The sequence below is a fragment of the Streptomyces sp. CA-111067 genome (genome assembly GCF_050956065.1).
Lineage (GTDB): Bacteria > Actinomycetota > Actinomycetes > Streptomycetales > Streptomycetaceae > Actinacidiphila.
This window is the reverse complement of the sequence record NZ_CP192103.1, coordinates 3,134,335-3,159,274: the sequence shown is the minus strand read 5'-3', so window position 1 is coordinate 3,159,274 and position 24,940 is coordinate 3,134,335. Positions and strand designations below refer to the sequence as shown.

The 24,940-nt window shown below is 71.8% G+C and carries 27 protein-coding genes and 1 tRNA gene; 17 read left to right on the top strand and 11 right to left on the bottom strand.

Going from position 1 to position 24,940, the window contains the following annotated elements:
- Window positions 1-15 precede the first annotated feature (15 nt).
- Entirely contained in the window at window positions 16-1,038 is a 1,023-nt protein-coding gene (locus ACQPW6_RS13670) for an NAD(P)/FAD-dependent oxidoreductase (RefSeq protein WP_433889874.1), read from the bottom strand.
- A gap of 159 nt (window positions 1,039-1,197) precedes the next feature.
- Between ACQPW6_RS13670 and ACQPW6_RS13665 the strand changes: the two genes are divergently transcribed.
- From ACQPW6_RS13665 to ACQPW6_RS13655, 3 genes are all read left to right on the top strand, one after another.
- The gene (locus tag ACQPW6_RS13665; RefSeq protein WP_433889873.1) at window positions 1,198-1,542 is read left to right on the top strand and encodes an ArsR/SmtB family transcription factor; all 345 of its coding nucleotides are present in this window, start codon (window positions 1,198-1,200) and stop codon (window positions 1,540-1,542) included.
- Between the two features lie 79 nt (window positions 1,543-1,621).
- Entirely contained in the window at window positions 1,622-2,179 is a 558-nt protein-coding gene (locus tag ACQPW6_RS13660) for a hypothetical protein (RefSeq protein WP_433889872.1), read from the top strand.
- Between the two features lie 79 nt (window positions 2,180-2,258).
- On the top strand, window positions 2,259-3,140 hold the full coding sequence (locus tag ACQPW6_RS13655) for a TIGR03620 family F420-dependent LLM class oxidoreductase (protein WP_433889871.1): 882 nt from the start codon (window positions 2,259-2,261) through the stop codon (window positions 3,138-3,140).
- Here ACQPW6_RS13655 and ACQPW6_RS13650 read toward each other — a convergent pair.
- The 4 genes from ACQPW6_RS13650 to ACQPW6_RS13635 form a co-directional block, all read right to left on the bottom strand.
- Window positions 3,137-3,850: a hypothetical protein gene (locus ACQPW6_RS13650; RefSeq protein ID WP_433889870.1), complete on the bottom strand. Its 714-nt coding sequence runs from the start codon at window positions 3,848-3,850 to the stop codon at window positions 3,137-3,139. The two genes, ACQPW6_RS13655 and ACQPW6_RS13650, sit on opposite strands and share 4 nt — an antisense overlap.
- 63 nt (window positions 3,851-3,913) lie before the next feature.
- Window positions 3,914-4,594, bottom strand: coding sequence for a DUF1707 SHOCT-like domain-containing protein (locus ACQPW6_RS13645; protein ID WP_433889869.1), 681 nt, complete (start codon window positions 4,592-4,594; stop codon window positions 3,914-3,916).
- 10 nt (window positions 4,595-4,604) lie between these two features.
- Window positions 4,605-5,288: a class I SAM-dependent methyltransferase gene (locus ACQPW6_RS13640; protein WP_433889868.1), complete on the bottom strand. Its 684-nt coding sequence runs from the start codon at window positions 5,286-5,288 to the stop codon at window positions 4,605-4,607.
- A gap of 38 nt (window positions 5,289-5,326) precedes the next feature.
- Window positions 5,327-6,163 (bottom strand): NmrA family NAD(P)-binding protein, encoded by an 837-nt coding sequence (locus ACQPW6_RS13635; RefSeq protein WP_433889867.1) that lies wholly within the window; start codon window positions 6,161-6,163, stop codon window positions 5,327-5,329.
- 107 nt (window positions 6,164-6,270) lie between these two features.
- Here ACQPW6_RS13635 and ACQPW6_RS13630 point away from each other — a divergent pair, with 107 nt between their 5' ends.
- A complete protein-coding gene (locus ACQPW6_RS13630; RefSeq protein ID WP_433889866.1) occupies window positions 6,271-6,957 on the top strand; it encodes a TetR/AcrR family transcriptional regulator in 687 nt (228 codons plus the stop codon).
- Here ACQPW6_RS13630 and ACQPW6_RS13625 read toward each other — a convergent pair.
- The 3 genes from ACQPW6_RS13625 to ACQPW6_RS13615 all read right to left on the bottom strand — a co-directional run bounded on the left by ACQPW6_RS13625 (window position 6,954) and on the right by ACQPW6_RS13615 (window position 8,345).
- Window positions 6,954-7,637, bottom strand: coding sequence for a hypothetical protein (locus ACQPW6_RS13625; RefSeq protein WP_433889865.1), 684 nt, complete (start codon window positions 7,635-7,637; stop codon window positions 6,954-6,956). The genes ACQPW6_RS13630 and ACQPW6_RS13625 overlap by 4 nt on opposite strands.
- A gap of 67 nt (window positions 7,638-7,704) precedes the next feature.
- Window positions 7,705-8,142, bottom strand: coding sequence for an ATP-binding protein (locus tag ACQPW6_RS13620; RefSeq protein ID WP_433889864.1), 438 nt, complete (start codon window positions 8,140-8,142; stop codon window positions 7,705-7,707).
- Window positions 8,139-8,345 carry a hypothetical protein gene (locus ACQPW6_RS13615; RefSeq protein ID WP_433889863.1) on the bottom strand — a complete coding sequence of 69 codons (207 nt, stop codon included), beginning with the start codon at window positions 8,343-8,345 and terminating at the stop codon, window positions 8,139-8,141. The genes ACQPW6_RS13620 and ACQPW6_RS13615 overlap by 4 nt, the downstream gene beginning before the upstream one ends.
- Window positions 8,346-8,566: 221 nt before the next feature.
- On the opposite strand from ACQPW6_RS13615, the gene ACQPW6_RS13610 reads away from it, so the two are divergent.
- The 9 genes from ACQPW6_RS13610 to ACQPW6_RS13570 all read left to right on the top strand — a co-directional run bounded on the left by ACQPW6_RS13610 (window position 8,567) and on the right by ACQPW6_RS13570 (window position 19,285).
- On the top strand, window positions 8,567-9,451 hold the full coding sequence (locus ACQPW6_RS13610; RefSeq protein WP_433889862.1) for a helix-turn-helix domain-containing protein: 885 nt from the start codon (window positions 8,567-8,569) through the stop codon (window positions 9,449-9,451).
- Entirely contained in the window at window positions 9,451-9,648 is a 198-nt protein-coding gene (locus tag ACQPW6_RS13605) for a DUF397 domain-containing protein (protein ID WP_433889861.1), read from the top strand. Before ACQPW6_RS13610 ends, ACQPW6_RS13605 begins: the two co-directional genes overlap by 1 nt.
- A 415-nt stretch (window positions 9,649-10,063) precedes the next feature.
- Window positions 10,064-11,854 (top strand): ABC-F family ATP-binding cassette domain-containing protein, encoded by a 1,791-nt coding sequence (locus ACQPW6_RS13600; RefSeq protein ID WP_433889860.1) that lies wholly within the window; start codon window positions 10,064-10,066, stop codon window positions 11,852-11,854.
- A gap of 144 nt (window positions 11,855-11,998) precedes the next feature.
- Complete coding sequence (locus ACQPW6_RS13595; RefSeq protein WP_433889859.1) at window positions 11,999-13,891, top strand: PQQ-binding-like beta-propeller repeat protein; 1,893 nt, start codon at window positions 11,999-12,001, stop codon at window positions 13,889-13,891.
- Window positions 13,892-14,090: 199 nt separating this feature from the next.
- Window positions 14,091-14,777, top strand: a complete 687-nt coding sequence (locus ACQPW6_RS13590) for a response regulator transcription factor (protein WP_433889858.1) — start codon at window positions 14,091-14,093, stop codon at window positions 14,775-14,777.
- Between the two features lie 160 nt (window positions 14,778-14,937).
- Window positions 14,938-15,996, top strand: a complete 1,059-nt coding sequence (gene galT, locus ACQPW6_RS13585) for a galactose-1-phosphate uridylyltransferase (RefSeq protein WP_433889857.1) — start codon at window positions 14,938-14,940, stop codon at window positions 15,994-15,996.
- A 5-nt stretch (window positions 15,997-16,001) separates the two neighbouring features.
- A complete protein-coding gene (galE, locus tag ACQPW6_RS13580) occupies window positions 16,002-16,973 on the top strand; it encodes a UDP-glucose 4-epimerase GalE (RefSeq protein WP_433894522.1) in 972 nt (323 codons plus the stop codon).
- Entirely contained in the window at window positions 16,970-18,106 is a 1,137-nt protein-coding gene (gene galK / locus ACQPW6_RS13575; RefSeq protein WP_433889856.1) for a galactokinase, read from the top strand. The genes galE and galK overlap by 4 nt, the downstream gene beginning before the upstream one ends.
- Before the next feature lie 381 nt (window positions 18,107-18,487).
- Window positions 18,488-19,285, top strand: coding sequence for a LuxR C-terminal-related transcriptional regulator (locus tag ACQPW6_RS13570; RefSeq protein ID WP_433889855.1), 798 nt, complete (start codon window positions 18,488-18,490; stop codon window positions 19,283-19,285).
- Here the strand turns inward: ACQPW6_RS13570 and ACQPW6_RS13565 are convergent.
- The gene (locus tag ACQPW6_RS13565; RefSeq protein ID WP_433889854.1) at window positions 19,244-19,741 is read right to left on the bottom strand and encodes a MarR family winged helix-turn-helix transcriptional regulator; all 498 of its coding nucleotides are present in this window, start codon (window positions 19,739-19,741) and stop codon (window positions 19,244-19,246) included. The genes ACQPW6_RS13570 and ACQPW6_RS13565 overlap by 42 nt on opposite strands.
- Window positions 19,742-19,878: 137 nt before the next feature.
- Between ACQPW6_RS13565 and ACQPW6_RS13560 the strand changes: the two genes are divergently transcribed.
- Both ACQPW6_RS13560 and ACQPW6_RS13555 read left to right on the top strand, forming a co-directional pair.
- Window positions 19,879-20,727 (top strand): trans-aconitate 2-methyltransferase, encoded by an 849-nt coding sequence (locus ACQPW6_RS13560; RefSeq protein ID WP_433889853.1) that lies wholly within the window; start codon window positions 19,879-19,881, stop codon window positions 20,725-20,727.
- Window positions 20,724-21,104, top strand: coding sequence for a VOC family protein (locus ACQPW6_RS13555; protein ID WP_433889852.1), 381 nt, complete (start codon window positions 20,724-20,726; stop codon window positions 21,102-21,104). The genes ACQPW6_RS13560 and ACQPW6_RS13555 overlap by 4 nt, the downstream gene beginning before the upstream one ends.
- Before the next feature lie 38 nt (window positions 21,105-21,142).
- Here ACQPW6_RS13555 and ACQPW6_RS13550 read toward each other — a convergent pair whose 3' ends face one another.
- Together ACQPW6_RS13550 and ACQPW6_RS13545 are read right to left on the bottom strand one after the other, a co-directional pair.
- Window positions 21,143-21,745 carry a TetR family transcriptional regulator gene (locus ACQPW6_RS13550; RefSeq protein WP_433889851.1) on the bottom strand — a complete coding sequence of 201 codons (603 nt, stop codon included), beginning with the start codon at window positions 21,743-21,745 and terminating at the stop codon, window positions 21,143-21,145.
- Between the two features lie 70 nt (window positions 21,746-21,815).
- Window positions 21,816-22,814 carry an acyl-CoA desaturase gene (locus ACQPW6_RS13545; protein ID WP_433889850.1) on the bottom strand — a complete coding sequence of 333 codons (999 nt, stop codon included), beginning with the start codon at window positions 22,812-22,814 and terminating at the stop codon, window positions 21,816-21,818.
- Between the two features lie 256 nt (window positions 22,815-23,070).
- On the opposite strand from ACQPW6_RS13545, the gene ACQPW6_RS13540 reads away from it, so the two are divergent.
- Window positions 23,071-23,142: transfer RNA gene (locus ACQPW6_RS13540), tRNA-Gln, on the top strand.
- A 130-nt stretch (window positions 23,143-23,272) separates the two neighbouring features.
- Window positions 23,273-24,775 (top strand): bifunctional UDP-N-acetylglucosamine diphosphorylase/glucosamine-1-phosphate N-acetyltransferase GlmU, encoded by a 1,503-nt coding sequence (gene glmU, locus ACQPW6_RS13535; protein WP_433889849.1) that lies wholly within the window; start codon window positions 23,273-23,275, stop codon window positions 24,773-24,775.
- Window positions 24,776-24,940 lie beyond the last annotated feature (165 nt).

Genomic DNA, 24,940 nt, shown 5'->3' with positions numbered 1-24,940 from the left:
CGTGCTCGCCCGCCGTCAGAAGCGGTCCGGCCGGCAGCCCGACAGCGTGGGCTCGACCGTTCCGTCCACCAACTCCCGTGCGACCAGGCGGCCCACGGCCGCCGCCAGCGTGACCGCCGCGTGCATCACCGACACGTAGAGCCCGGGCACCTCGGCGATCGGGCCGATGATCGGCTCACCGTCCACCGGCATCGGACGCGCTCCGAGCCGGGTGCTGAGCAGTTCGACGCTCTCGGCGCCGCGGAAGGTGGACCGGACGGCGGCCAGGGTCTGTTCGGGCGAGTCGGCGGCGGCGATCAGCCGGTCGGCGGCGACCTGCCGGAGGTCGAAGTCCTCGGTGCTGACCAGGGTGCGGACCAGGCCGGCCGGGGCGCTGAGCCGGAACAGCGGGCACGGTGACGGTTCGACCTGGACGCGTACGCCGAGCGGTGCGGCCAGCGCGGCCGTGGCAACTCCCGCCGCCAGCACCACCGTTGTGCCGGGGAGCGGCCCCGCCGTCGTGTCGGCCCCGGCGATCCGGCCCGCCGCGTCCCGGCGGAGCGCGGTGACCGCGGTGTCCAGACGCACCCGGGTCCCGTGCGCGCGGGCGCCCGCGACCAGCCGCTCGACCACGCCCACCGAATCGACGGCCCCGTCGTCCGGCGCCCAGATCGCCCACTCCGGGGGCTGCCGGACGGCGGGCTCGATGCTCGCGACGGTCGCCGCGTCCACGATCGTCTGCCCGGGTCCGGCCGCCGGCGCGCTGCGCTGCCTGTTCCAGCTCAGCGCGCCGGACCAGGTCACCGGGAGCCCCGGCAACTCGGTGCCGAGCCGGTGGTATTCGGCCGTCGCGGTGGCCCGCAGCGCGGCGGCCGGCCCGTCGAGCACGCCGGACGCCCCGATCCAGGCGAACGAGTCCGCCGTCACGCCGCCGCCCGGCCGCCCGGCGTCGACCAGCGTCACGGCGGCGCCCGCCCGGGCGGCGTGATAGGCCACCGACGCGCCCACGATGCCCGCGCCGACAACGACCAGATCCCTGCTCCCCGTTGAGCTCCGCATGCTGACGACCCTAGCCCCGGCGGGGTGCGGATGCTGGCCGGGGCGACCGGGTTCGGCAACGGGCCGGACCTTCGGCGCTACGCGATCCGCAAACAGCCCGGAGCAGGGTCGGATCGAGATGCCGCGATACGTCGACGGGAGCGCCGGTAGAATGAACGTATGCCCGAACCCGCGATCGACCTCGAAGGGCGCACGGACCAGGACGTGGTCGAGGCGCTGCGCGCGCTGGCGAACCCCGTCCGCCTCCAGATGCTCAGATGGCTGCGGGAGCCCGAGCGGAACTTCGCGGAGTACGAGGCGATCGCCGACCCCGTCGAGGTGGGCGTCTGCGTGAGCCACCTGCGCGCCAAATCCGGCCTGGCCCAGTCGACGGTGTCGGCGTACATGGCCGAACTGCAGCGGGCCGGCCTGGTGCAGGCGACGCGGATCGGCAAGTGGACGCACTACAAGCGGGACGAGAAGCGCATCGCGCAGCTGGTCGCCGTGCTCGGCGCGACGCTCTAGAGGTCCGCGGCCCCTGCGGCGCCCCCGATTCGTGCTCCCGGGCCCCTCCGGGCGGCCCGGGGCGTTAGCGTTGCCGCCCATGTGGGCAGCGATCATCACCGTCGGGCTGGCATTCGCCGGGTACCTCGTCACCTACCTGAACAGCCTTCGGCTGGAGCAGCGGAAGGAGCGACTGGCCCGGGTGAACCGGCAGTTGAGCGAGTTCTACGGGCCGCTTCTCGCCCTGACCGAGATCAACAGCCGCGTGTACAAGGGGTTCTCGGAGCGGCATCCCCGCCCGGACGGCCGTTCCCCTCTCCAGCACGGGGCGGACGGGATACCCCCCACCGACGAGGAGTCGGCGCAGTGGCGGCTGTGGATCACGACGGTGTTCCTGCCCAACCACCGCGCCATGCGCGACATCCTGGTGGCCAAGGCGGATCTGCTGCGCGAACCGCACATGCCGCAGATCCTGCTGGAGGTCTACGCCCACGCCTCCTGGCACGAGATCGACGTGGCCAGGTGGAACGGGGGCGACCTCACTCTCGAACAGCTCCCTCAGCCCTTCCCGATGGCGGAGATCCGCGCTTACGTCCGGGACAGTTTCGACCTGCTCAAGCAGGAGCAAGCGGTTCTCCTGGGGCGCCGGAGGGCGTGAGCCGGGTTGCGCTCATATCGTTAATCCACGATACTTCGATGCGTACTGGTGATCGGCGGCGTGCGCGGGGAGATGCGTGATGGGTGGCATTGACGGGGTGGACCTCGGGACGTTCGGGGTCTGGACCTTCGACTTCGAGGAGCAGCCGGCCGCGCTGATGCGCGAGTCGGTGCGGGAGCTCGAGGAGCTGGGGTGGCGGGCGATCTGGGTGCCCGAGGTCGGCGGGCGCGAGGCGCTGTCGCAGGCCGGGTTCCTGCTCGCCGCCACGGAGCGGATGCACGTGGTCAACGGCATCGCGCAGATCGGGCAGCGCGCGGCCAGGACCACGTACGGCGGCGCCCTGCTGCTGGCCGACGCCTATCCCGACCGGCACGTGCTGGGGCTCGGCATCGGTGCGGGGGTGCCGGGGGCCACGCCGCTGGAGGCCATGCGCGGCTACCTCGACGAGCTCGACGCGTTCACGTCGCCCAACCCGGCGCCGCGCGGGCCGATCCGGCGGATCCTCGCCGGCTACGGTCCCAAGATGCTGGAGCTGGCCCGCGACCGCGCGGCCGGCGCCCACACCTACCACGTCAACGTGGACCACACCGCGCGGGCCCGCGAGACCCTGGGGCCGGACGCGTTCCTCGGCGTCGAGCACGCCGTGCTGTTCGAGACCGACCCCGGCAAGGCCCGGCAGACCGCCCGCGCGCACATGCACACCTACCTGCACACCCCGTACAACCTCGCCAAGTTCCGCCGGCTCGGCTACACCGAGGACGAGGTCGCGCACGGCGGCAGTGACCGGCTGATCGACGACCTCGTCTTCTGGGGCGACCTCGACACGATCGCCGGAAAGCTGCGCGCCCACGTCGCGGCCGGCGCGGACCACGTCGGCGTCCAGGTGATCGGCATCGCCCCGGGCGACTCCGCCCTCCCCCTCTGGCGCCGCCTCGCCCCGGCGCTCCTCCCGGCGTCCTAGCCGCCGGCCCGCGGCGGCTCTGGCCGTCGGTCCGGTCCGGCTGGGCCGTCGGTCCCGTCCGGCTCGGGGCGGAGCCGCACGGCGAGCACGTCGGCGTGCCCGCTCAGGGCGGCCACGGCGGCCTGCTGCTCGCGGTGGAGCGCGTCGACGTCGCGGCGCAGGGCACGAAGGCGCGAGCGCGTCCGCCACCTCGTCTGCCAGGGCCGCCACAGGGCCTGGAGCAGGAGTTGGGCCGTCGCGTTCCGGTACTGCTCGCTGTGCGCCATGAGTTCGTCGAGCGGCTCGCCCAGGACGCCGCCGAGGCGGAGGTCGATCAGCCTGATGACCTCGGACTGCAGCGCGCGTTCCTCGCCGCCCGCGGCGAAGTCCAGGACCCGCCGCGGAAGGCCCGCCGAGAGCGCGGCCACCACGAGATCCGAGATCACCTCCCGCAGGGCGTGCTCGGCGTCGCGGTCGTCGTCCAGGACCGCCGTGACACGGAACTGCCCGGTGGCCGGCGGCCGTTGCCCGACGAAGTACTGCGCCGGACGCCCTCTGCGGCCCGGCACGATCGCGCACACCCCGTCGCGCACGGCGGCGACGTGATGCAGCTGCTGCATGACGGCCGCGCGCAGCTGCCTGCGTTCCTGGTTCCTCGACAGGTAGTTGGTCACGGCGGCGCCCACGACACCGCCGGCCGTCGTGTAGGCCAGGTCCATCAAGCCGGGCACGGAGGCCGCCTCACCGCGCCGGGAACCGCGGGGCGCCCGGGCCGACTTGTCCCGGCCTGCCGGCTAACTCCCGTCCCGCCGCGAGCGGCGGGCCCGCTCCAGGCGGCGGCGGTCGCGGCGGCTGCTCGGGGACTGGTCGGCCGACATCACCTTGACGTTCCCGCCGTGCACCGAGCCGGTCATGGTGATGACGTGGGTGATCGGCACCTCGGAGTCGGCGTGCCGCAGCGAGCGGTCGCGCAGCGAACCGCCGTGCCGGGTCACGCCGGTCATGTCCACCGCGACCCCCGGCGGCAGCATCAGCCGCACCGAACCGCCGTGCACCGACACGTGGATCTCGCTCGCGCCGCCCTCGGGCAGCCGCGCGAGCGTGTAGTCGAGCCGCGCGGTGCCGCCGTGCACGTCGAGGTGCACCGCGCGGGGCACCACCCACGCGCCCTCCCGGCGCATCGGCACCCCGTGCACCGACCAGGCGACCTCGTCCTCCGCCTTCACCAACCCCGCCGGCGCGGGCACGGCCTCCGGCAGGCGCGGCGGCGCCGGCTGCGGTACGGGCAGGTCCTCGGTCAACGGCTCCAGATCCGCGAACGTCCGCGCCCGCAAGGCCCGTTCCAGCCGCTCGTCGAGCTCTTCCGCGTCCAGCCGACCGTCCCCGGCGGCCACCCGCAGGATCTCCACCACCCGGTCCCGGTCCTCGTGCGAGACCCGAAGCATCCGCGGATCGCGCGGCTCGTTCATGCTCATGCCCGTCACCCTATGCAGCGCCTTCCGGGCGGGCCAGCCCCCCGCCCGGCCGCTTGCGGGCCAGCAGGTGGACCTCCTTGAACTGCCGCCGGTCGCCGGGTTCCGGCTCCCGGACCATCCGGGCCACCTCGTCCAGGCCGGACGCGCGCAGCAGCGCGGAGAGATGGTCGGGCCACCACCGGTAGGCGACGGCGACGGTGTGGTCGAAGGGCTGCGTCGCGTGCGTTGCGTCCTCGCTGGACGAGAAGCCGATCAGCAGGTGGCCGCCGGGGGCCAGGACGCGGTGGAACTCGGCGAAGATCGCGGGCACTTCGGGGGGTGGTGTGTGGATGACCGACCACCGCGAGAGGACGCCGTCCAGCGAGCCGTCCGCGATGTCGAGGGCGGACATCGAGCCCACGTCGAAGCGCAGCTCCGGATAACTCTGCCGGGCGAGCGCGATCATCGCGGTGGACCCGTCAACGCCGAAGGCTTCCAGCCCGGTCGCGTGCAGATGCGCGGTGACGTGCCCCGGCCCGCACCCCAGATCCGCGACGCGCCCGGCGCCGTCGGCCCGCACCACCTCGGCGAACGCGCCGAGCACCGCCCGCTCGACCGGCCTCCCCCGCAGCTCGTCCCGAAACCGCCGCGCATACAACTCCGCGGCCCCGTCATATCCCTCACGCGTCACTGCGAACGCATCCCGTTCCACCACGGCGGCGACCGTAGCGCACCCGGCTCGCCCGCTGACGTTCAGGTGAAGGCCGCGACGTGGTCCGCGATGAAGGTGCGCAGCGGGCGCGGCGCCGTGCCGGTGACCGATGCGACCTCGCCAGACAGCCATGCCGCGTCACCCTCGGCGATCAGCCCGAAAGCCTGGGCGTTGGAGGTCGCGACGCTCTCGGGCACGCCCGCCTGGAGCATCGCCGCCCGGTGCTCGGCAGGAGTGGTCCTGCGGTATTCGACCGTGCGGCCGAGCGCATCGGACAGCTCCTTGGCGACGTCGTCGTAGGTGATCAGGTCCGGCCCGGTCAGCCAGTACGTCCGGCCGACGTGTGCCTCCGGCGAGACTGCCACCTTCACGGCGGTCGCGGCGACGTCACGGGCATCGATCATGCCGACCTGGCCGTCGCCGGCGGACATCACGAACCCGCCCGACTGTTTGATCATCGGAGCCAGCGCGAGGATGTTCTGCATGTAGGCGTTCGCCCGCAGCAGCGTGTAGGAGACTCCGGCGGCCAGCAGGTACTCCTCGATCTGCGCCTGACCGCGACGGCGCTCGACCGGGGAGTCGGCCGACGCCTTGCTGGTGATCTTGACGATGTGCTGTACGCCCTGGCGCACGGCGCCGGCGATGACCGCGATCTCCTGGGCGGGCACGGCCGGGCTGACCAGGATGACGGTCTCGACGCCGCGCATGGCCGCGTCGAGCGTGTCCGGGCGGTCGAAGTCGCCGGTGACGGTCTCGACGCCGGCCAGGGGCGCGCGGGACGCATCGCGCACCAGCGCTCTCGTGGGCTGCTGCTCCGCGCCGAGCAGCCGGGCGGCTTCCGAGCCGACCTTTCCGGACGCGCCGGTTACCAGAATCATGTCGTTCTCCCCTGCGGGCGGATCGGAAATGGTGCGGCAGACTGGATTGCTCTATCCAATCTAGGGCGGCTAAAATTGGATCGTCAAATCCAGTCAGGGGTGAGCGGATGTCAACGCAGACGGCGCGGCAGGACGCGCCGAGCACCAAGAAGGGCCGTGCGACCCGCGACAGGATCATCGCGGCCGCGGCGGATCTGATGTACCAGCACGGAGCGGCCGGCACGAGCACCCCGGCGCTGCGCGACGCCGCCGGAGTCAGCTCGTCGCAGATTTACCACTATTTCGCCGACAAGGACGATCTCACCCGAGCGGTCATCGCCTACCAGACCGAGGCGATCCTCGCGCATCAGGCCCCTTTGCTGGCCCGGCTCGACAGCCTCGCTGCCCTTAACGCGTGGCGCGATGTCGTCGTCGATGCGGCCCGGCAGTACGGCGGCACCGGGGGCTGCCCGCTCGGCAGCCTGTCCAGCGAACTGTCCGACCACAACCCGCAGGCACGCGAAGCCCTGGCCGCGAGCTTCACCGCGTGGGCCACAGCCATCCGCGAAGGTCTGCTCGGGATGCTCACCAATGGCACCCTGCGCCCGCAGACCGACGCCGACAAGCTCGCCCTGGCGCTCCTGACCGCCGTCCAGGGCGGCCTTCTCCTCGCCCAGGCCCAGCACGCCACCGACGCCCTTGAGGCCGCGATCGACACCGTGATCGCCCACATCCACGACCAGGCAACCCCGCGACAGCCGGCCCCCGCGGCGGCGCCGGCCGTGACGGATTCGCCGCCTACCTGGCGTGCCTAGATCTCGGCCGGCGTGCACTTGGTGAGTTCGACGATGAGCTGACTCGCGAGGAACCACCGCGCCGCGTCTCTGCGCCAGTAGGGGAGGCGGTCGTCTTTGGGGAGGCCCAGGACGCGGCCGGTCCGGTTGGGCAGGTACATGCCGCCGAAGGTGCCCCAGAGCAGGGGTTTGCGGCTGCGGAAGGCGACCGGGTCGCCCAGGTGCGGGCACATGCGGGCGGCGAGCACCGCGCATCCGGAGCAGACCGGGGGCTTGGAGGTGAAGCCCTGGTACGGGTCGGCGGGGTCGGGGAGGTCCAGGGTGTGCGGGCCGCGCGCCTCCAGGAACAGCCACCCCTCCCGGGTCCGGTCCGCCGGTTTCCCGCACACCTGGCAGAGCTTGAGCAGCATGGCGTCGCGCTGACGTAAGGGGTGCATGTCCGCGAACTGGGGAGTGCCGCTGCCGGGTGCCCACGTCGTCCGGGCCCAGAGCACGCCGTGCCGGTCGCGGTCCTCGGGCCGTTCGTCCCGGTAGGCCAGGCTGGGAACGCCCTTGCGGCCGGTACGGATATGGAGCTGGCCGGTGTCGTTGCGTTCACCGCTCCACACGGCGGCGAACGGCACCGGAATCTTGTGCGGCCCCCAGGTCAGGGGAGACCAGGTATAGACGCCGGGCCGGGCGGCGGGTTGCGTTTCGGGCATGGCTGTTCCTTTATCGGTGAGCGGTAAGTGAACGAGCGGCCAAGGGTCGGGGGAGGCCCCCTCGCCTTCACCCGGGCGACAGTTCCGGAACCACGAGCTTCGCCCAGACGGATTTGCCGAACCCGGGGCTCGGATAGGCGTATCCCCATTGAGCGCTCAGCTGTTCAACGAGATGCAGACCGCGCCCCCCACCGTCGCCGTCCGAGAGCTTCCGCAACACCGGGGGCGTCCGGTCGCCGTCCTGGACGTAGATGACGACGCAGTCCGGCATCCGGCACAGGGTGAGCACGTACGGGTGTGCCACCGAACGAGCAGGGCGGGCCGCGTGCTTGATCGCATTCGTGACCAGTTCGGAAACCACGACCCTGGCGTCATCGAGCGTGCTCTCCGGAATGCGCCAGTACCCGAACGTGTCCGAGGCGTGATCGCGAGCTAACTTCGCGGCGGACGGAGCGCAGTCGAATTCCAGGTGAGCAAACACCGGCGGCCCCGGGTCGAGAATCATGGCTGCGCCTTCCTGTCGTTCGGCTGACCTGAGATCGATAACCCCATTTCTCGGACCAGTTCCACCAACAGCGTCATGGCCTGGGCGTCCGTGACCTCTTCCACCCGCTCGCCGTGACGGCCGAAGAGGAGGAGGAAGCCCGAGCCGGAACCGACCTGCCGTCCGAGCACGACTCGCAGGCCCGGAGTGCGTCCAACGTCCATCTCCAACTCCCGGCCGCAGCAAGCAACGTGGATGACCACGGTCCGTACGAAGGATCCGCACTCACCGTGACGGTGCTACTACGCTAGACCCGCAGCGGTGCATCTCGCAACGGTTCCTGTAGAACGAGTTCCGTTCGAGTGGAAACCGTTCCATGATCATTAAGTGTCGTTTTGCCGCCGAACCCGGCACACTGAGAGCGACACACGGAGAAGGGACAACTGTGGCCGAGCAGATCCCCACGGTCAGGCGCCGCCGCCTGGGCTCTGAGCTGCGGAGACTTCGCGAAGCAGTCCCCAAGTCACTTGATGACGCAGCCGACGTGCTGGAGTGCAGCCGTTCCAAGATCAGCCGAATTGAGCTGGGCCAGCTCGGCATCAGCGTTCGGGACACCCGGGATCTGCTGGACGACTACGGCGTCGAAGACCAGGCACTGCGCGACTACCTGCTGGGCCTGGCCAGAGACGGCAAGCAACGCGGTTGGTGGGACGCCTACGGCCAGATCATCGCGCCTGCTTACGCCAACTACCTCGGTCTGGAAGCGGATGCGGAGTATCTGCGGACCTTCCAGTCCATCCTGATCCCCGGCCTTCTCCAGACCGAGGCGTACAGCCGGGCCGTGATCCGGGCGAACCCCGCGCTGGTCCGCGACGACGTGATCGACACGTTGCAGAAGGTCCGCGCGGAACGGCAGACGATCCTTACCCGCGCGGACAAGCCCGCTCGCTTCTGGGCGATCATCGGCGAAGCCGCTCTTCGGACTCCGATCGGCGGTGCCGAGGTCATGCGGGCGCAGCTCGACAGCCTGACAGAGGCCGTCCAGAGGCCCAACGTCACGCTTCAGGTGCTGCCGTACGCGGTCGGCGCCCACGCGGGGCTGAGCGGTCCTTTCGTCATCTTCTCGTTCCCCGCCGTCCCCAACGACTCGGGCGTCGTGTTCCTGGAGAACCTGTCGTCCAGCCTCTACCTGGAAACCAAGGACGAGGTAGACGGCTACACCCTCGTGTTCGATGACCTGCGGTCATCGGCCCTGAATCCTGCTGAATCGCTGGAGTACATCGCGGTGATCGCAGACGAGTTCCTGCCCAAGAAGACAAGAGGTAAGTGATGGATACCCCCCCGAAGAACTGGCGCAAGTCCAGCTACAGCGGCAGCACCAACGACTGTGTCGAGATAGCGGACGGAACGTCCGGCGTGGTGCCCGTCCGTGACAGCAAGGACCCCGAAGGCCCGTCGCTCGCGTTCAGCGGCGAAGCGTGGACCGCGTTCGTCGGCGCGCTCAAGAGTGACCGCTTCCCGAGCTGACCCGGCCACGGACCGGTCGGCGGCTTTCCCGGTGGGGTTCCTCGCCGTCGGCGTCTGCCCCGCTGCACCACTGATCACCCCTCGCGGCCTCAAGCCGCCGTCCGGCCTGGGAGGGGACGGTCCGGGGTGCCCCCGCAGGGCTGTGAACGACATGGGGCTTCACGATCTACCCCCGGTGCCGTGATCAGCCCGAGGAGGTGCCCCGGGCCGGCGCCGACCCCTACCCACCAGAAGACCCGCACCTTAAGGACGCATCTGCACGGGTGGGCGGGGTGGGAAAAACCGGTAGGCCACGGCGCCCAGCCGGAGAAGGAGGCGGGCCGCCCGCCGGGGCGGGAAAGGGCCTGACGGGAGCACCCGGTGGAGCCGACTACGCTGAGGAGTCGGATACCCCTGCCCCCGGGAGACACAAGAAGTGGCCGTCAACCTGGTCAACGTCGAAGCCGTCAGCAAGACATACGGCACGCGCGCCCTCCTCGAAGCCGTCTCCCTCGGCGTCTCCGAGGGCGACCGCGTCGGCGTCGTCGGGCGCAACGGGGACGGCAAGACCACCCTGATCCGGCTGCTCGCCAAGCTGGAGAGCCCGGACGCCGGCCGCGTCACCCACCAGAGCGGGCTGCGGCTGGCCGTGCTGACGCAGACCGACAGCCTCGATCCGGAGGCGACCGTCCGGCACGAGATCGTCGCCGGGCGGGCCGATCACGAGTGGGCCGGGGACGCGAAGATCCGCGACATCCTGACCGGGCTGTTCGGCGGGCTCGACCTGCCGGGGTTCCCTGACGGGCTCGACACCGTGATCGGGCCGCTGTCCGGCGGCGAGCGGCGGCGGATCGCGCTGGCGAAGCTGCTCACCCAGGAGCAGGACCTGATCGTGCTCGACGAGCCGACCAACCACCTCGACGTGGAGGGCATCTCCTGGCTCGCGGGCCACCTCCAGGCCCGCCGCACCGCGCTGGTGGTCGTCACCCACGACCGCTGGTTCCTCGACCAGGTCTGCACCCGGATGTGGGACGTGCAGCGCGGCGACGTGTACGAGTACGAGGGCGGCTACAGCGACTACGTCTTCGCCCGCGCCGAGCGCGAGCGGATCGCGGCCACCGAGGAGACCAAGCGGCAGAACCTGGTCCGCAAGGAGCTGGCCTGGCTGCGCCGCGGCGCGCCGGCCCGTACGTCCAAGCCGCGGTTCCGGATCGAGGCGGCGAACGCGCTGATCGAGGACGTGCCGCCGCCGCGGGACACCGCGGAGCTGATGCGGTTCGCCAACTCCCGGCTCGGCAAGACCGTGTTCGAGCTGAAGGACGTGTCGGTGACGGCCGGGCCCAAGGAGCTGCTGCGGCACATCACCTGGCAGCTCGGCCCGGGCGACCGGGTCGGCCTGGTCGGGGTGAACGGGGCCGGGAAGACCTCGCTGCTGCGGGCGCTCGCGGAGGCCAAGGCGACGGACGGCGACGTGCAGCCGTCCGCCGGGCGGATCACCGTCGGCAAGACCGTCAAACTGGCCTACCTCTCCCAGGAGGTGGCCGAGCTCGACCCGAACTGGCGGGTGCTGCAGGCCGTCGAGGCGGTACGGCAGCGGGTGGATCTCGGCAAGAGCCGGGAGATGACCGCGGGCCAGCTGTGCGAGAAGTTCGGCTTCACCAAGGAGAAGCAGTGGACGCCGGTCGGCGACCTGTCCGGCGGTGAGCGCAGGAGGCTGCAGATCCTGCGGCTGCTGATGGACGAGCCCAACGTGCTGTTCCTCGACGAGCCGACCAACGACCTGGACATCGAGACGCTGACCCAGCTGGAGGACCTGCTCGACGGCTGGCCGGGCTCGATGCTGGTCATCAGCCACGACCGGTTCTTCCTTGAGCGCACCACCGACCGGGTGTTCGCGCTGCTCGGCGACCAGAGCTTGCGGATGCTGCCGCGCGGGGTGGACGAGTACCTGGAGCGCCGCCGCCGGCTCGCCGAGGAGGCCGCGCCGCCGCCCCCGCCGGTGAAGGAGAAGCCGGCCGGCGACACCCGGGCGGCGAAGAAGGAACTCCAGCGCATCGAGCGGCAGTTGGACAAGCTCGGCGAGCGCGAGGGCAAGCTGCACGCCGGGATCGCCGAGCACTCCACGGACTTCGAGAAGGTCGCCGAACTCGACCTGCAACTGCGCTCGTTGCGCGCGGAGCGCGAGGAGCTGGAGATGCGCTGGCTGGAGCTGGCCGAGGAGAGCTGAGCCGGCGGAACCGGGCGGTCCGGTGGGGAATGGTGTAGCGGGCCGGTAACGGTACAGCGCTGGCCCGCGGGGTGGGGCGGAGCGGGTGATAGAAAGAATTTCCGCCCCCCTGTCCCCTCCTGTTCGCACGAAGAGGTCCCGCTGATGTCGCAGCCGCCCCCGCCGCCCGGAAACCCGCCCAAGTCCGGGGCGTCCGACGGGGCCGTGCCGCCGCCGTCGCAGGCTCCCGGCACTCCGCCGCCCCCGCCGCCGGTCGCCGGTTACGGCTATCCGGCACCGGGCACCCCGCCGCCCGGCGGCGGTTACGGCTACCCGGCGCAGGCGGCCACGCCGCCGCCCGGCGACAACCCGTACGCGCAGCCGGTGCAGCCGGGGCAGAACCCGTACGCGCAGGCGCCCACCCAGGCCGCGTTCCCGCCGGGGCAGTTCCAGCAGCAGGGCCCGCCGCCCCCGCCGCCGTACTCCGGCGGCGGCCAGCAGCCGCCCCCGCCCCCGTACCCGGGCCAGCCCGGCTACGACCAGCAGTACGCGCAAGCGCCCCAGTACGCCCAGCAGCCCCCGTACGGCGGCCAGTTCCCCGGCCAGCAGGGCCAACCCGGCCAGCAGCCCGGCCAACCGGGCCCGTACGGCTACCAGACCCCGCCCCCCGGCGGACCGTACGGCGCCCAACCCCCCTACCAGGGCGCCCCGTCCGGCGGCGGGAACAACAACAAGATGCTGGCGATCATCGCCGCCGCCGTGGTCGCCGTCCTGGTGATCGCCGGCGGGGTCTACCTCGGCACCAAGGGCGGTGGCGGCGGCGACGACCCGAAGCCGCCGGTGGCCAGCTCCGGCGGCCCGAGCACCGTCAAGCAGCCCACGAAGGCGCCGCACAAGAACCTGATGTCCTTCCAGTGGGACAAGGCCGCCGACACCGTCGCGGAGAAGGACAACCTCAAGGACGCGCTCGGGATCTGGTTCACCGACAAGTACGTGGTGAAGAACGAGATCAACAAGGTCGTGGCGTACGACCTGACGACCGGCGCCCAGGCCTGGGTGCTGCCGTCCCCGTCCCGCGGCGACTGCACGGCCGCCCGTGACACGTACAAGAACTACGCGGCGATCCAGACCGGCCCGGGCTGCGACCAGGTGATGGTCTTCGACCTGACCTCGGGCAAGTCGGTGTGGACGGCGAAGCTGCCCGGCGGCACCGGCGCCAAGAACGACTTCGACTACGCCGAGATGGCGATCAGCGGCGACACCGTCGGCATCGACTGGCTGGACGGCTCGATCGCCTACCGGATCAGCACCCAGAAGGTGCTGTGGCAGTCCGGCAACGGCAACTGCGAGGACGACGGCTACGCGGGCGGCGCCCAGTTCGTGGCCGTGGTGAACTGCGACTACAAGACCTACAAGGTGCAGTTGATCGACCCGGACAACAGCGGCAACCCCAAGTGGTCGTGGACCGCGCCGACCGGCACCGAGGTCAACGCGATCGTGTCCACCGACCCGGTGGTGGTGCTGCTCGGCACCCAGGACAAGACGTTCACCGACGTGGCGACGATCGTGGGCGGCCGGCTGCAGTCCCGGATCTCGCTGGGCACCGACAAGTACAACATCAGCGACGACGGCACCGAGAAGCAGGCCGTGCACAGCGTGCTGGTCACCGCCGACACCGTCTACCTGTCGCTGAGCAGCAAGAGCGACAGCAACGGCCAGGTGCTCAGCGGCATCGTCGCGTTCAACACCAGCGACGGCAAGCAGAAGTGGATCGCCAAGCCGAGCGACAAGCACGACATCCAGGGGCTGGCCATCCAGGACGGCAAGCTGCTGGCGTACGAGCCGTCCGACTACGACGTGGCGGCCAAGCTGGTGCTGCTCGATCCGGCGACCGGCGCGATCACCCCGTACTCCACCTTCGACTCGGCGGCCAGCGACCATCTGGACGTCTCGTCGATGGAGGGCTACAACGTGTGGCACAACGAGCACTTCTACGTGGTGGCCAAGACCGTCTACGCGGGCAACCAGGACCAGCACTACCTGGCGTCGTTCGGCTGATTCCGGCTGCACGACCGGCAGAAGCCCCGCAATTGCCGGGGGCTTCTGCCCGGATGGGGGCGCGCTCCAGGGGGCAAGCGTGTAACTTCCGGCCTGTGGGCCTTCCCGCGGGGGCGCGGTTGGGAAGGGCCCTGGCGCGGTATGCGTGAGGCACGGGGACGGCGGCCGTCGGTCCCCGGGGGGATGGGGGATACCCGACATGGGCGTACGGCTCGTCGTGGTCGATGACCATCGGCTGCTCGCCGAGGCGCTGGCCTCCGCGCTGAAGCTGCGCGGGCACCGCGTGCTGGCCGCTTCGGCGCCTTCGGGCGCCGCGGCCGAGCTGGTGGTGAACAGGTCGCCTGAGGTGTGCCTGTTCGGCACCGCGGAGCCGGCCGCGCCCGGCGCCTTCGAGGCGGTGGCGCGGATCAAACGGGAGCGGCCCGCGGTCGCGGTGATCGTGCTCGGCCCGGTGCCCGATCCGCGCGGCATCGCGGCGGCCTTCGCCGCCGGCGCGGCCGGCTACGTCCGGCATGACGAGCGGATAGAGGGCGTCGAGCGGGCGATGGGCAAGGTGCGGGCCGGCGAGGTCGCGGTGGCGCAGACGCTGCTCCAGGGCGCCTTCGCCGAGCTGCTCAATCCGGCCAGGCAGCCCGACGACGAGGGCGCCAGGCTGCTGGAGCTGCTGACGCCGCGCGAGGTCGAGGTGCTGGTGCGGGTCGCCGACGGCGAGGACACCCGGGTGATCGCGGCCGGCATGCGGATCGCGCCGAGCACCGCGCGCACCCATGTGCAGCGGGTGCTGATGAAGCTGGGCGTCGGCTCCCGCCTCGAGGCGGCGGCGCTCGCGGCCCGTACCGGGCTGCTCGACCGGGCGTCGGCGGGCCCCATGTTTCCGTCTCGTTAAAGATTCTGTTCGTCTTTGTTTGGTTGCGCCCTCCCGTGTCGTGACCTGTCCTACTTTCGGTACGCCGAACTTCGTGCTGCCCTGAACATTGACTGCGCTGTTGTGTTGTGATTCATTGTGTGCGGTTATGTTGGGTGGGTATGTTGTGAGGGGCCGCAGGGTGAAGAAGACGTCGAGCCGGCTGGCGGACGGTCGCGAGCTGATCTACTACGACTCCGCCGACGCGGTGGTCCGCGACGCCGTCGACCGGCGCCCGCTGGACCCGGTGGCCACCGACTCCGAGCTGCGCCACGACCGGCTGCTCGGAGACACCGTGGCCATCGCCTCGCACCGGCAGGGCCGGATATACCACCCGCCGGCCGACCAGTGCCCGCTGTGCCCGTCCAAGGAGGGCCGGCTCAGCGAGATCCCGGCCGCCGACTACGAGGTCGTGGTGTTCGAGAACCGCTTCCCCTCGCTGACCGGCAGCGCCGGCCGCTGCGAGGTGGTCTGCTTCACCTCCGACCACGACGCCTCCTTCGCCGACCTCAGCCCCGCCGACGCCCGGCTGGTGCTCGACGCCTGGACCGACCGCACCAGGGACCTGTCCCAACTGCCCGGCGTGGTGCAGGTCTACCCGTTCGAGAACCGCGGCGCCGAGATCGGCGTCACCCTCGGCCACCCGCACGGGCAGATCTACGCCTACCCGTTCGTCACCCCGCGCACCGAGCTGATGCTGCGGTCGCTGGCCGCCCACCGACAGGCCACCGGCGGCAACCTCTTCGACGACCTGGTGGCCGCCGAACGCGCCGACGGCAGCCGGATCGTGCTGGCCGGCGAGCACTGGACGGCCTTCGTGCCGTACGCGGCGCACTGGCCCTACGAGGTGCACCTCTACCCGCACCGCCGGGTGCCCGACCTGCTGGGCCTGGACGAGGACGCCCGCGCCGAGTTCCCGCACGTCTACCTGGAGCTGCTGCGCCGCTTCGACCGGATCTTCGGCGACGGGCAGCCGCCCACCCCCTACGTCTCCGGCTGGCACCAGGCGCCGTTCACCGGCCTCGGCGACTACCTGGACGACCGCAGGGACTTCGCGCTGCACCTGGAGCTTTTTACCATCCGGCGTAGTTCGGGCAAGCTGAAGTTCCTCGCGGGCTCCGAGTCCGGCATGGGCGCGTTCATCAACGACGTGCCGCCGGAGTCCGCGGCGTTGCGACTGCGAGAGGTAGCGAGCAAGTGACGGACGTGCGTAGGAAGTTGCTGGTCACCGGTGGCGCCGGATATGTCGGCGGGGTGGTCGCCGCCCACCTGCTGGAGGCCGGCCACACGGTGACGGTGCTGGACGACCTGTCCACCGGCTTCCGGTCCGGGGTGCCCGCCGGCGCCGAGTTCGTCGAGGGCCGGGTCCAGGACGCCGGCAAGGTGCTGGACGGGTCCTACGACGCGGTGCTGCACTTCGCGGCCTCCTCGCAGGTCGGCGAGTCGGTCGCGGACCCGGAGAAGTACTGGCGCAACAACGTGGCCGGCACCCTCGAACTGCTGGCCGCCATGCGGGCGTCCGGGGTGCGCACCCTGGTCTTCTCCTCCACCGCCGCCACCTACGGCGAGCCCGCCACCGTGCCGATCACCGAGGACGCGGCCACCGCGCCCACCAACCCGTACGGCGCCACCAAGCTGGCCGTGGACCACATGATCAGCGGCGAGTGCGCCGCGCACGGCCTGGCCGCCGTCAGCCTGCGCTACTTCAACGTGGCCGGCGCCTACGGCCGGCACGGCGAGCGGCACGACCCCGAGTCGCACCTGATCCCGCTGGTGCTCCAGGTCGCCCAGGGCCGCCGCGAGCAGATCGCCGTCTACGGCGAGGACTACCCGACGCCGGACGGCACCTGCCTGCGCGACTACATCCATGTCGCCGACCTGGCGCGGGCGCACCTGCTGGCGCTCGATCACGCCACCGGGGGCGAGCACCTGATCTGCAACCTCGGCAACGGCAGCGGCTTCTCGGTCCGCGAGGTGATCGACACCGCCCGCAGGGTCACCGGCCACCCGATCCCGGCCACCGTGCAGGCCCGCCGGGCCGGCGACCCGGCCGTGCTGGTCGCATCGGCCGAACGCGCCAGGCAGCGGCTCGGCTGGCAGCCCACCCGTACCGACCTGGCGGAGATCATCCGCGACGCCTGGACGTTCGCACAGACCCCGGTGGAGGACGAAGCATGACGCAAGCCGCGCTGGACATCGCGTTCAAGGACGTCTACGGCCGCGCGCCCGAGGGGGCCTGGGCGGCCCCCGGACGGGTGAACCTGATCGGTGAGCACACCGACTACAACGACGGCTTCGTGATGCCGTTCGCACTGCCGCACACCACCCGGGCGGCGGTCGCCCGCCGCGACGACGGGCGCCTGCGGGTGCACTCCGCCGACATGGACGGCGGCGTGGTCGAGCTGCGGGTGGCCGACCTGGAACCCGGCACGGCGAGCGGCTGGGCCACCTACCCGGCCGCCGTGCTGTGGACGCTGCGCGAGGCCGGCCACGACATACCCGGCGCCGACATCCACTACGACAGCACGGTGCCGGTCGGCGGCGGCCTGTCCTCGTCCGCCGCGCTCCAGGTGGTCACCGCGCTCGCCCTCACCGAGCTGCACGGCCTTGACCTGCCCCGGCAGGACCTGGCGCTGCTCTGCCAGCGCTCGGAGAACGTCTACGTGGGCGCGCCGGTCGGCGTGATGGACCAGACCGCGTCCGCCTGCTGCACCTCGGGCCACGCCCTGCACCTGGACGTACGCGGGCTCCAGCAGCGGCAGGTGCCGTTCGACCTGGCCGCCGAGGGCCTGCAACTGCTGGTGGTGGACACCCGGGTCAAGCACGCGCACGCCGACGGGGCCTACGCGCAGCTGCGTTCCGGTTGCGAGGCGTCCGCGGCGGCGCTCGGCCTGCCCGCACTGCGCGATGTGGCCTACCCGCAGCTGGACGCGGCGCTGGTCGCGCTGCCGGAGGAGCGGATGCGCCGGCTGACCCGGCACATCGTCACCGAGAACCGCCGGGTCGAGCGGGTGCTCGCGCTGCTCGACGCGGGCCGCACCCGGGAGATCGGCCCGGTGCTGACCGAGGGCCATGTCTCGCTGCGCGACGACTTCCAGATCTCCTGCCCGGAACTGGACCTGGTGGTGGACACCGCGCTGGCCGGCGGCGCGCTCGGCGCCCGGATGACCGGCGGCGGCTTCGGCGGCTCGGCGATCGTCCTGGTCGAGGAGGACCGGGCGGCCGAGCTCGGCGAGACCATCGCCCGGGCGCTCCCGCAGGTGCGCAGGTTCGCCACCACCCCGGGCGCGGGCGCGCACCGGCTCTGGTGAGCCCCCGGCCAGGGCGGGGACGGTAGCGGGACCGGCCCGCGGACGTCGGCGGCACGGGCCCGGTGGCCACCGGCGGGACCGGCCCGCGGCCACCGGCAGTACGGCCCAGGGGTGAGGCGGCCCACGTCACCGCCGCACCTTCCGTACCGGGCCACCGGCAATTGCACGTGCCCATGTACGTGAACTTGCGCCAAGACCGCGCCAATCCCGGAGGTACGCCCTACGCTTTTCCCACGACGCCGGTGGGGGCCGGTGCCGATCAGGGGGCGAGACGCGCGGGGTTCGGCACCCGGACGGGACGGCGGTCCCGGTCCGGGTGCCGGATCCCCCGTGACTGACGCCCCGCCACTGGGGGAGAGCCGTACAGCGGGAGTGGTGTCCGTGGGACGAATCCGCGTTCTCGTCGTCGATGACCATCGCATCTTCGCCGAGTCGCTTGCCGCCGCGCTGGCGGCGGAACCTGACGTCGATGTCTCGGCCGCGGGCAGCGGCCCCGCCGCGCAGCGGTGCCTGGACCGGGCGTCGGCCGACGGCAGGCGCTATGACGTCCTGCTGGTGGACGCCGACCTGGGCACGGGGCCGCGGGCGCCGGTGGCGCTGGCCGCCGTGCCGCCGCTGTCGGAGCAGCGCCGCGTCGAGCCGCGCGACCCGGTGCTCGACGGCCTGGCGCTGGTGGAGCGGGTGCGGGCGGAGTACCCGGTCACCCGAACCGTGGTGCTGGCCGAGCGGGACGACCCGGTACGGGCCGCCCGCGCGCTCCAGGCCGGGGCATCCGGCTGGGTCGCCAAGGACTGCTCGCTGTCCCGGCTGCTCGCGGTGGTCCGCGGGGTGCTGCGGGACGAGACGCATCTGCCGCCGGCGCTGCTGACCGGGGTGCTGCGCGAGCTCACCGCGGCCCGCAGGCACCGCACCGAGAGCGAGCAGCTGGTGGAGTCGCTGACGCCGCGCGAGCAGGAGGTGCTGCGCTGCATGGTGGCGGGCCTGGGCCGCAAGGCGGTCGCCGAGCGGCTGTTCCTGTCGCCGCACACGGTCCGCACCCACATGCAGAACGTGCTGGGCAAGCTGGGCGTGCACTCCACGCTGGCCGCGGTGGCGCTGGCCCGCAGGGCGGGCGTCGGACCGGTCGAGCTGGTGCCGTCAGCCGGGGATGTTGTCGAACGGCGCGGTCAGCTGTCGTAGCAGGGAGGCCAGTTCGGCGCGCTGCCGGTCGCTGAGGTCGCCGAGCAGCGCGCGCTCCTGCGCGAGCAGCCCGGCCAGCGCCTGGTCGGCCCGGTCGCGGCCCTCCGCGGTGAGCCTGACCAGCACCCCGCGCCGGTCGCTGGGATCGGGCAGCCGCTCCACGAGCCGCTTCTTGGCCAGCCGGTCGATCCGGTTGGTCATGGTGCCCGAGGTCACCAGGGTCTGGGTGAGCAGTTGCCCGGGGGAGAGCTGGTAGGGCTGCCCGGCCCGGCGCAGCGAGGTCAGCACGTCGAACTCCCACGGCTCCAGGCTGTGCTCGGCGAAGGCCAGCCGCCGGGCCCGGTCCAGGTGCCGGGCCAGCCGGCTCACCCGGCTGAGCACCTCAAGCGGTTCCACGTCGAGGTCGGGGCGCTCCCGGCGCCATGCCGCCACCAGCCGATCGACCTCGTCCTCCATGGCGATCAGTGTAGTAGGTCTGTCGATATGAAGTCTCTTGACATCAAGATACTTCCTGGTGGAGGCTGGAAACCGAGGGCAGAACCTGGCCCTCCGTTTTCGGCAGCGGCTCCGCACCAGCAAGGGGAGTACGAACGATGCAAGCAGCTCCAACGTGGGACCCCCAGCAGTATCTGCGGCATTCGGGCCATCGCACCCGCCCGTTCCTCGACCTCCTCACCCGGATCGGCGACCTGCCGGGCGGCGGGGCGCCGCGGATCGCCGACATCGGCTGCGGCCCCGGGAACGTCACCGCACTGCTCGCCGACCGCTGGCCCGGCGCCCGGATCACCGGATACGACAGCTCCCCGGAGATGCTGCACGAGGCGGAGCGCTACGCCGGGCCCACCGCGGGCGGCGGCGCGCTGGACTTCAGGGCCGCCGACGCCGCCCGCTGGACCCCTGAGGAGCCGTACGACCTGATCGTGTCCAACGCCGCGCTCCAGTGGGTGCCCGGGCACGCCGAACGCTTCCCCGACTGGCTCGACCACCTCGCGCCCGGCGGCGTGCTGGCCTTCCAGGTCCCCGGCAACTTCACCGCCCCCAGCCACGCGCTGCTCGCCGAGCTGTGCGACACCCCGCGCTGGCGCACCACGCTGGACGGCCACGGGCGCCGGTACGTGCACATCCTCAGCCCCGCGGAGTACCTGGAGCGGCTCACCGTGCTCGGCTGCGAACCGGTGGACGTCTGGGAGTCCACCTACGTGCAGCTGCTCCAGGGCGAGGACCCGGTCCTGGAGTGGACCAAGGGGACGGCGCTGCGGCCGGTGCTCACCGCGCTGGAAGGCAACCCCACCGCCGCGGCCGAGTTCGTCGGGCAGTACCGGGACCTGCTGCGCAAGGCGTATCCGCCGGGCGCGCACGGCACGGTGTTCCCGTTCCGGCGGATCTTCGCCGTCGCCCGCGCGCCGCGGCCGGCCGGCGGGGCCGCGGAGGTGACCCGGTGATCGCCGGCATCGACCACGTCCAGCTGGCGGCGCCGCCCGGCAGTGAGGCCGCGCTGCGCGAGTTCTACACCGGGGTGCTCGGGATGACCGAGCTGGCCAAGCCGCCGGTGCTCGCGGCCCGCGGCGGCTGCTGGTTCCAGGCCGGCACGGCGGTGCTCCACCTGGGCATCGAGGAGGGCTACCGCCCGTCGGCCAAGGCCCACCCCGGTATCCGGGTCGACCGCATCTACGACTTCGCCAAGCGCCTTGAGGCCCACGGCACCCAGGTCGTCTGGGACTACGACCTCCCGGCCCACAACCGCTTCTACGCGAAGGACCCGGTCGGCAACCGTCTGGAGTTCCTGGAACCGGTGGCCGTGAAGCCCCCGGAGAACTGACGCTCCCGGCGCACGGGCGCCCCCGATCGGCCGCCGTGTCAGTTCTTGCGGTGGCCGATCAGCCGGGGCTTGGGCTCCAGGCCCGACAGGCCGTTCCAGGAGAGGTTCACCAGGTGGGCCACCACCTCGGCCTTCAGGGGGCGCTGGGCGTCGAGCCACCACTGGCCGGTCAGGGCCACCATGCCGACCAGGGCCTTCGCGTACATCGGGGCGAGTTTGGGCTCGAAGCCGCGTTGTTTGAACTCGTGGCCGAGGATGTCCTCGACCTGGGTGGCGATGTCGCTGATCAGGGAGGCGAAGGTGCCGGTGGACTGGGCCACCGGGGAGTCGCGGACCAGGATGCGGAAGCCGTCGGTGTACTGCTCGATGTAGTCGAGGAGGGCGAACGCGGCCTGTTCGAGCAGTTCACGGGGGTGGCCGCCGGTGAGGGCGCCGGTCACCATGTCGAGCAGGCGGCGCATCTCACGGTCGACGACGACCGCGTACAGGCCCTCCTTGCCGCCGAAGTGCTCGTAGACCACCGGCTTGGACACGCCCGCCTTGTGGGCGATCTCCTCGACCGACGTGCCGTCGAAGCCGCGCTCGGCGAACAGCGTCCGCCCGATGTCGAGGAGCTGCTCGCGCCGCTCCTCGCCGGTCATCCGGACCCGTCTCGGGCGTCGTGCAGAGGGACCCGCCGTGCCGTCTGTGCCGTCGCCGCTCACGGCTCCATCATGCCGCTTCGCTGACGTCTTCTTTACGCCGGGAGGCAATCCGCTCCCGGCTGGGCCAGCGGACGTCGGTCGCCCAGCCGGCCAGTTCGAACCAGCGGATCAGCCGGGCGCTGGAGTCCACCTGGCCGCGCAGCACTCCGTGCCTGGCCGAGGTGGGGTCGGCGTGGTGCAGGTTGTGCCAGGACTCGCCGCAGGACAGCACCGCGAGCCACCAGACGTTGCCGGACCGGTCGCGGGACTTGAACGGGCGCTTGCCGACGGCGTGGCAGATCGAGTTGATGGACCAGGTGACGTGGTGCAGCAGCGCGACCCGGACGAGCGAGCCCCAGAAGAACGCGGTGAGCGCGCCGTACCAGGACATGGTGACCAGCCCGCCGACCAGCGGCGGCAGCATCAGCGAGATCAGCGTCCAGAGCCAGAAGTCGCGGGAGACCCGGCGGATGGCGGGGTCGGCGATCAGGTCGGGCGCGTACTTCTGCTGCGGGGTCTGCTCCTCGTCGAACAGCCAGCCCATGTGCGCCCACCACAGGCCCTTGAGCAGCGCCGGCAGCGTCTCGCCGTACCGCCACGGGCTGTGCGGGTCGCCCTCGGCGTCGCTGAACTTGTGGTGCCTGCGGTGGTCGGCGACCCAGCGCACGATCGGCCCCTCGACGGCCATCGAGCCGGCCACCGCGAGCGCGATCTTCAGCGGGCGCTTGGCCTTGAACGAGCCGTGCGTGAAGTGCCGGTGGAAGCCGATGGTGATGCCGTGGCAGCCCAGGTAGTACATGCCGACCATCAGGCCGACGTCCAGCCAGCTCATGCCGCGGCCCCAGGCCAGCGGCACGGCCGCGGCCAGTGCCACGAAGGGGATGCAGATGAAGAGCAGCAGGCTGATCTGCTCGATCGACCGCTTGCTCTCGCCGCCCCGGGTGGCACTCGGCAGCGGCTCGCCCTGTACTGCTGGCGAGCTACCGGGTTCCCGGGACTCGGCGATCACGTCCGGCTGTGTGGTCATGTCGGTCCCTTGTGTATCGGCTGTGTGGAACGCTGTGTGGAACAAATGTCAACGCTGAGGCTGGTTTCGCCTGTTACGCCCGTAACCTACGCCTCCGTAAGTAAAGCAGCGACGCACGACGAGCGACAGAACCGGTTCACCCGGTCCGACGAACGGTTACCTACCCCGGATTCGCGTCGCGTCCACCCAGGCTCGTACGGCATGATGGTGGCGTCCAGCCCGCGGGGCCCGGTGACGGGCCAGGGGTTCGGGTTGATCCGCCGTGGTGTAATCGGCAGCACTGGGGCTTTTGGTGCCTTAAGTCCGGGTTCGAGTCCTGGCGGCGGAGCAGATCACTCACGGCGGCCTACAGCCACCCGTGGGTGAGCGTGGCGGCCCCCGGTCCTCGGTGGGCGCCCGGCACGTGTCCCCTCGGTATCCTGCGGATGTCCCACACCCGAAGCCGAGGAGTCTCCGTCGTGAGCCCCAACCGCCCGGCTGCCGTCGTCGTCCTCGCCGCGGGTGAGGGCACCCGCATGAAGTCGGCCACGCCCAAGGTCCTGCACCCGATCTGCGGCCGGTCCCTGATCGGCCATGTGGTCGCCGCCTCCCGCGAGCTGGCCCCCGAGCACCTGGTGGTCGTCGTCGGCCACGGCCGCGAGCAGGTCACCGAGCACCTGGCCGCCCTCGACCCGGCCGCCGTGATCGCCGTACAGCACGAGCGCAACGGCACCGGGCACGCGGTCCGGGTCGCGCTCGACGAGCTCGACCATCGGGGCGTCCGGCCGTCCGGCACCGTCGTGGTGACCTACGGCGACACACCGCTGCTCACCGCCCGCACGCTGACCGCGCTCACCGCCGCCCACGAGGCGGACGGCAACGCGGTGACGGTGCTCACCGCGCGCGTCCCCGACCCCGCCGGCTACGGCCGGATCGTACGCACCGCCGACGGCGAGGTCGCCGCGATCGTGGAGGAGAAGGACGCCGACGACGGCCAGCGGGCCATCGCCGAGATCAACTCCGGGGTGTACGCGTACGACGCGAAGCTGCTCGTCGAGGCGCTCGGCAAGGTCGGCACCGACAACGCGCAGGGCGAGGAGTACCTGACCGACACCCTGGCGATCCTGCGCACCTCAGGCCACCGGGTGGGCGCCTTCAGCGCCGCCGACCACCACGAGATCGCCGGCATCAACAACCGGGTGCAGCTCGCGGACGCCCGCCGGGCGCTGAACGACCGGCTGCTGCACCGGGCGATGCTGGCCGGCGCCACCATCGTCGATCCGGCCACCACCTGGCTGGACGTCGAGGTGACGCTTGAGCCGGACGCCGTGGTGCACCCGAACACCCGGCTGCTGGGCGGCACCAGCGTCGCGGCCGGCGCCGAGGTCGGCCCGGACTGCACGCTCGCCGACACCGCCGTGGGCGCCGGCGCCCGGGTCAGGAACACCGTCGCCGAGCAGGCCGAGATCGGCGAGCAGGCCAGCGTCGGCCCGTACGCGTACCTGCGGCCCGGCAGCGTGCTCGGCCGGAAGGCCAAGGCGGGCACGTACGTGGAGATCAAGAACGCCTCGATCGGCGAGGGCACCAAGGTGCCGCACCTGAGCTACGTCGGCGACGCCAGCATCGGCGAGCACACCAACATCGGCGCGGCCAGCGTCTTCGTCAACTACGACGGCGAGGCCAAGCACCGCACCACCATCGGCAGTTACTGCAAGACCGGCGCGGACAACATGTTCGTCGCGCCGATCAGCGTCGGCGACGGCGTCTACACCGCGGCCGGCTCGGTGATCACCAAGGACGTGCCCTCGGGGTCGCTGGCGGTGGCCCGCGGCCAGCAGCGCAACATCGACGGCTGGGTGGCCCGCAAGCGCCCCGGCAGCGCCGCTGCGCAGGCCGCGGAGCGCGCGCGGCAGACCGGCGGACCGGCCGGAGGACCGGCAGATGGGCAGCCCGGAGGACCGGCCGGCGGGCACTCCGGGTGAGGGCTGAGTGAGGGTCGTCTCATGACGGTCGCAGAGGTGCACGGGTGCGCCGGATGGGGCGTACCGTGTGTGGTGCACACAATTCCGCCAGCCCGCCCGACTCCGGGTGACGCTGCGTCGAACACCGATCGAACAGACAACCGATCGAACACCAAGGAGACGGTG

Bases quoted from the DNA above. Each gene is read 5' to 3' on its own strand.
- ACQPW6_RS13645 (WP_433889869.1), bottom strand. From the start codon at position 4,594: ATGAGCATGAACGAGCCGCGCGATCCGCGGATGCTTCGGGTCTCGCAC.
- ACQPW6_RS13625 (WP_433889865.1), bottom strand. From the start codon at position 7,637: ATGCCCGAAACGCAACCCGCCGCCCGGCCCGGCGTCTATACCTGGTCT.
- ACQPW6_RS13615 (WP_433889863.1), bottom strand. From the start codon at position 8,345: ATGGACGTTGGACGCACTCCGGGCCTGCGAGTCGTGCTCGGACGGCAG.
- ACQPW6_RS13595 (WP_433889859.1), top strand. From the start codon at position 11,999: ATGTCGCAGCCGCCCCCGCCGCCCGGAAACCCGCCCAAGTCCGGGGCG.
- ACQPW6_RS13655 (WP_433889871.1), top strand. From the start codon at position 2,259: ATGGGTGGCATTGACGGGGTGGACCTCGGGACGTTCGGGGTCTGGACC.
- ACQPW6_RS13545 (WP_433889850.1), bottom strand. From the start codon at position 22,814: ATGACCACACAGCCGGACGTGATCGCCGAGTCCCGGGAACCCGGTAGC.
- galK (WP_433889856.1), top strand. From the start codon at position 16,970: ATGACGCAAGCCGCGCTGGACATCGCGTTCAAGGACGTCTACGGCCGC.
- ACQPW6_RS13565 (WP_433889854.1), bottom strand. From the start codon at position 19,741: ATGGAGGACGAGGTCGATCGGCTGGTGGCGGCATGGCGCCGGGAGCGC.
- ACQPW6_RS13660 (WP_433889872.1), top strand. From the start codon at position 1,622: ATGTGGGCAGCGATCATCACCGTCGGGCTGGCATTCGCCGGGTACCTC.
- ACQPW6_RS13620 (WP_433889864.1), bottom strand. From the start codon at position 8,142: ATGATTCTCGACCCGGGGCCGCCGGTGTTTGCTCACCTGGAATTCGAC.
- ACQPW6_RS13670 (WP_433889874.1), bottom strand. From the start codon at position 1,038: ATGCGGAGCTCAACGGGGAGCAGGGATCTGGTCGTTGTCGGCGCGGGC.
- ACQPW6_RS13550 (WP_433889851.1), bottom strand. From the start codon at position 21,745: ATGACCGGCGAGGAGCGGCGCGAGCAGCTCCTCGACATCGGGCGGACG.
- ACQPW6_RS13630 (WP_433889866.1), top strand. From the start codon at position 6,271: ATGTCAACGCAGACGGCGCGGCAGGACGCGCCGAGCACCAAGAAGGGC.
- ACQPW6_RS13665 (WP_433889873.1), top strand. From the start codon at position 1,198: ATGCCCGAACCCGCGATCGACCTCGAAGGGCGCACGGACCAGGACGTG.
- ACQPW6_RS13560 (WP_433889853.1), top strand. From the start codon at position 19,879: ATGCAAGCAGCTCCAACGTGGGACCCCCAGCAGTATCTGCGGCATTCG.
- ACQPW6_RS13605 (WP_433889861.1), top strand. From the start codon at position 9,451: ATGGATACCCCCCCGAAGAACTGGCGCAAGTCCAGCTACAGCGGCAGC.
- ACQPW6_RS13590 (WP_433889858.1), top strand. From the start codon at position 14,091: ATGGGCGTACGGCTCGTCGTGGTCGATGACCATCGGCTGCTCGCCGAG.
- ACQPW6_RS13635 (WP_433889867.1), bottom strand. From the start codon at position 6,163: ATGATTCTGGTAACCGGCGCGTCCGGAAAGGTCGGCTCGGAAGCCGCC.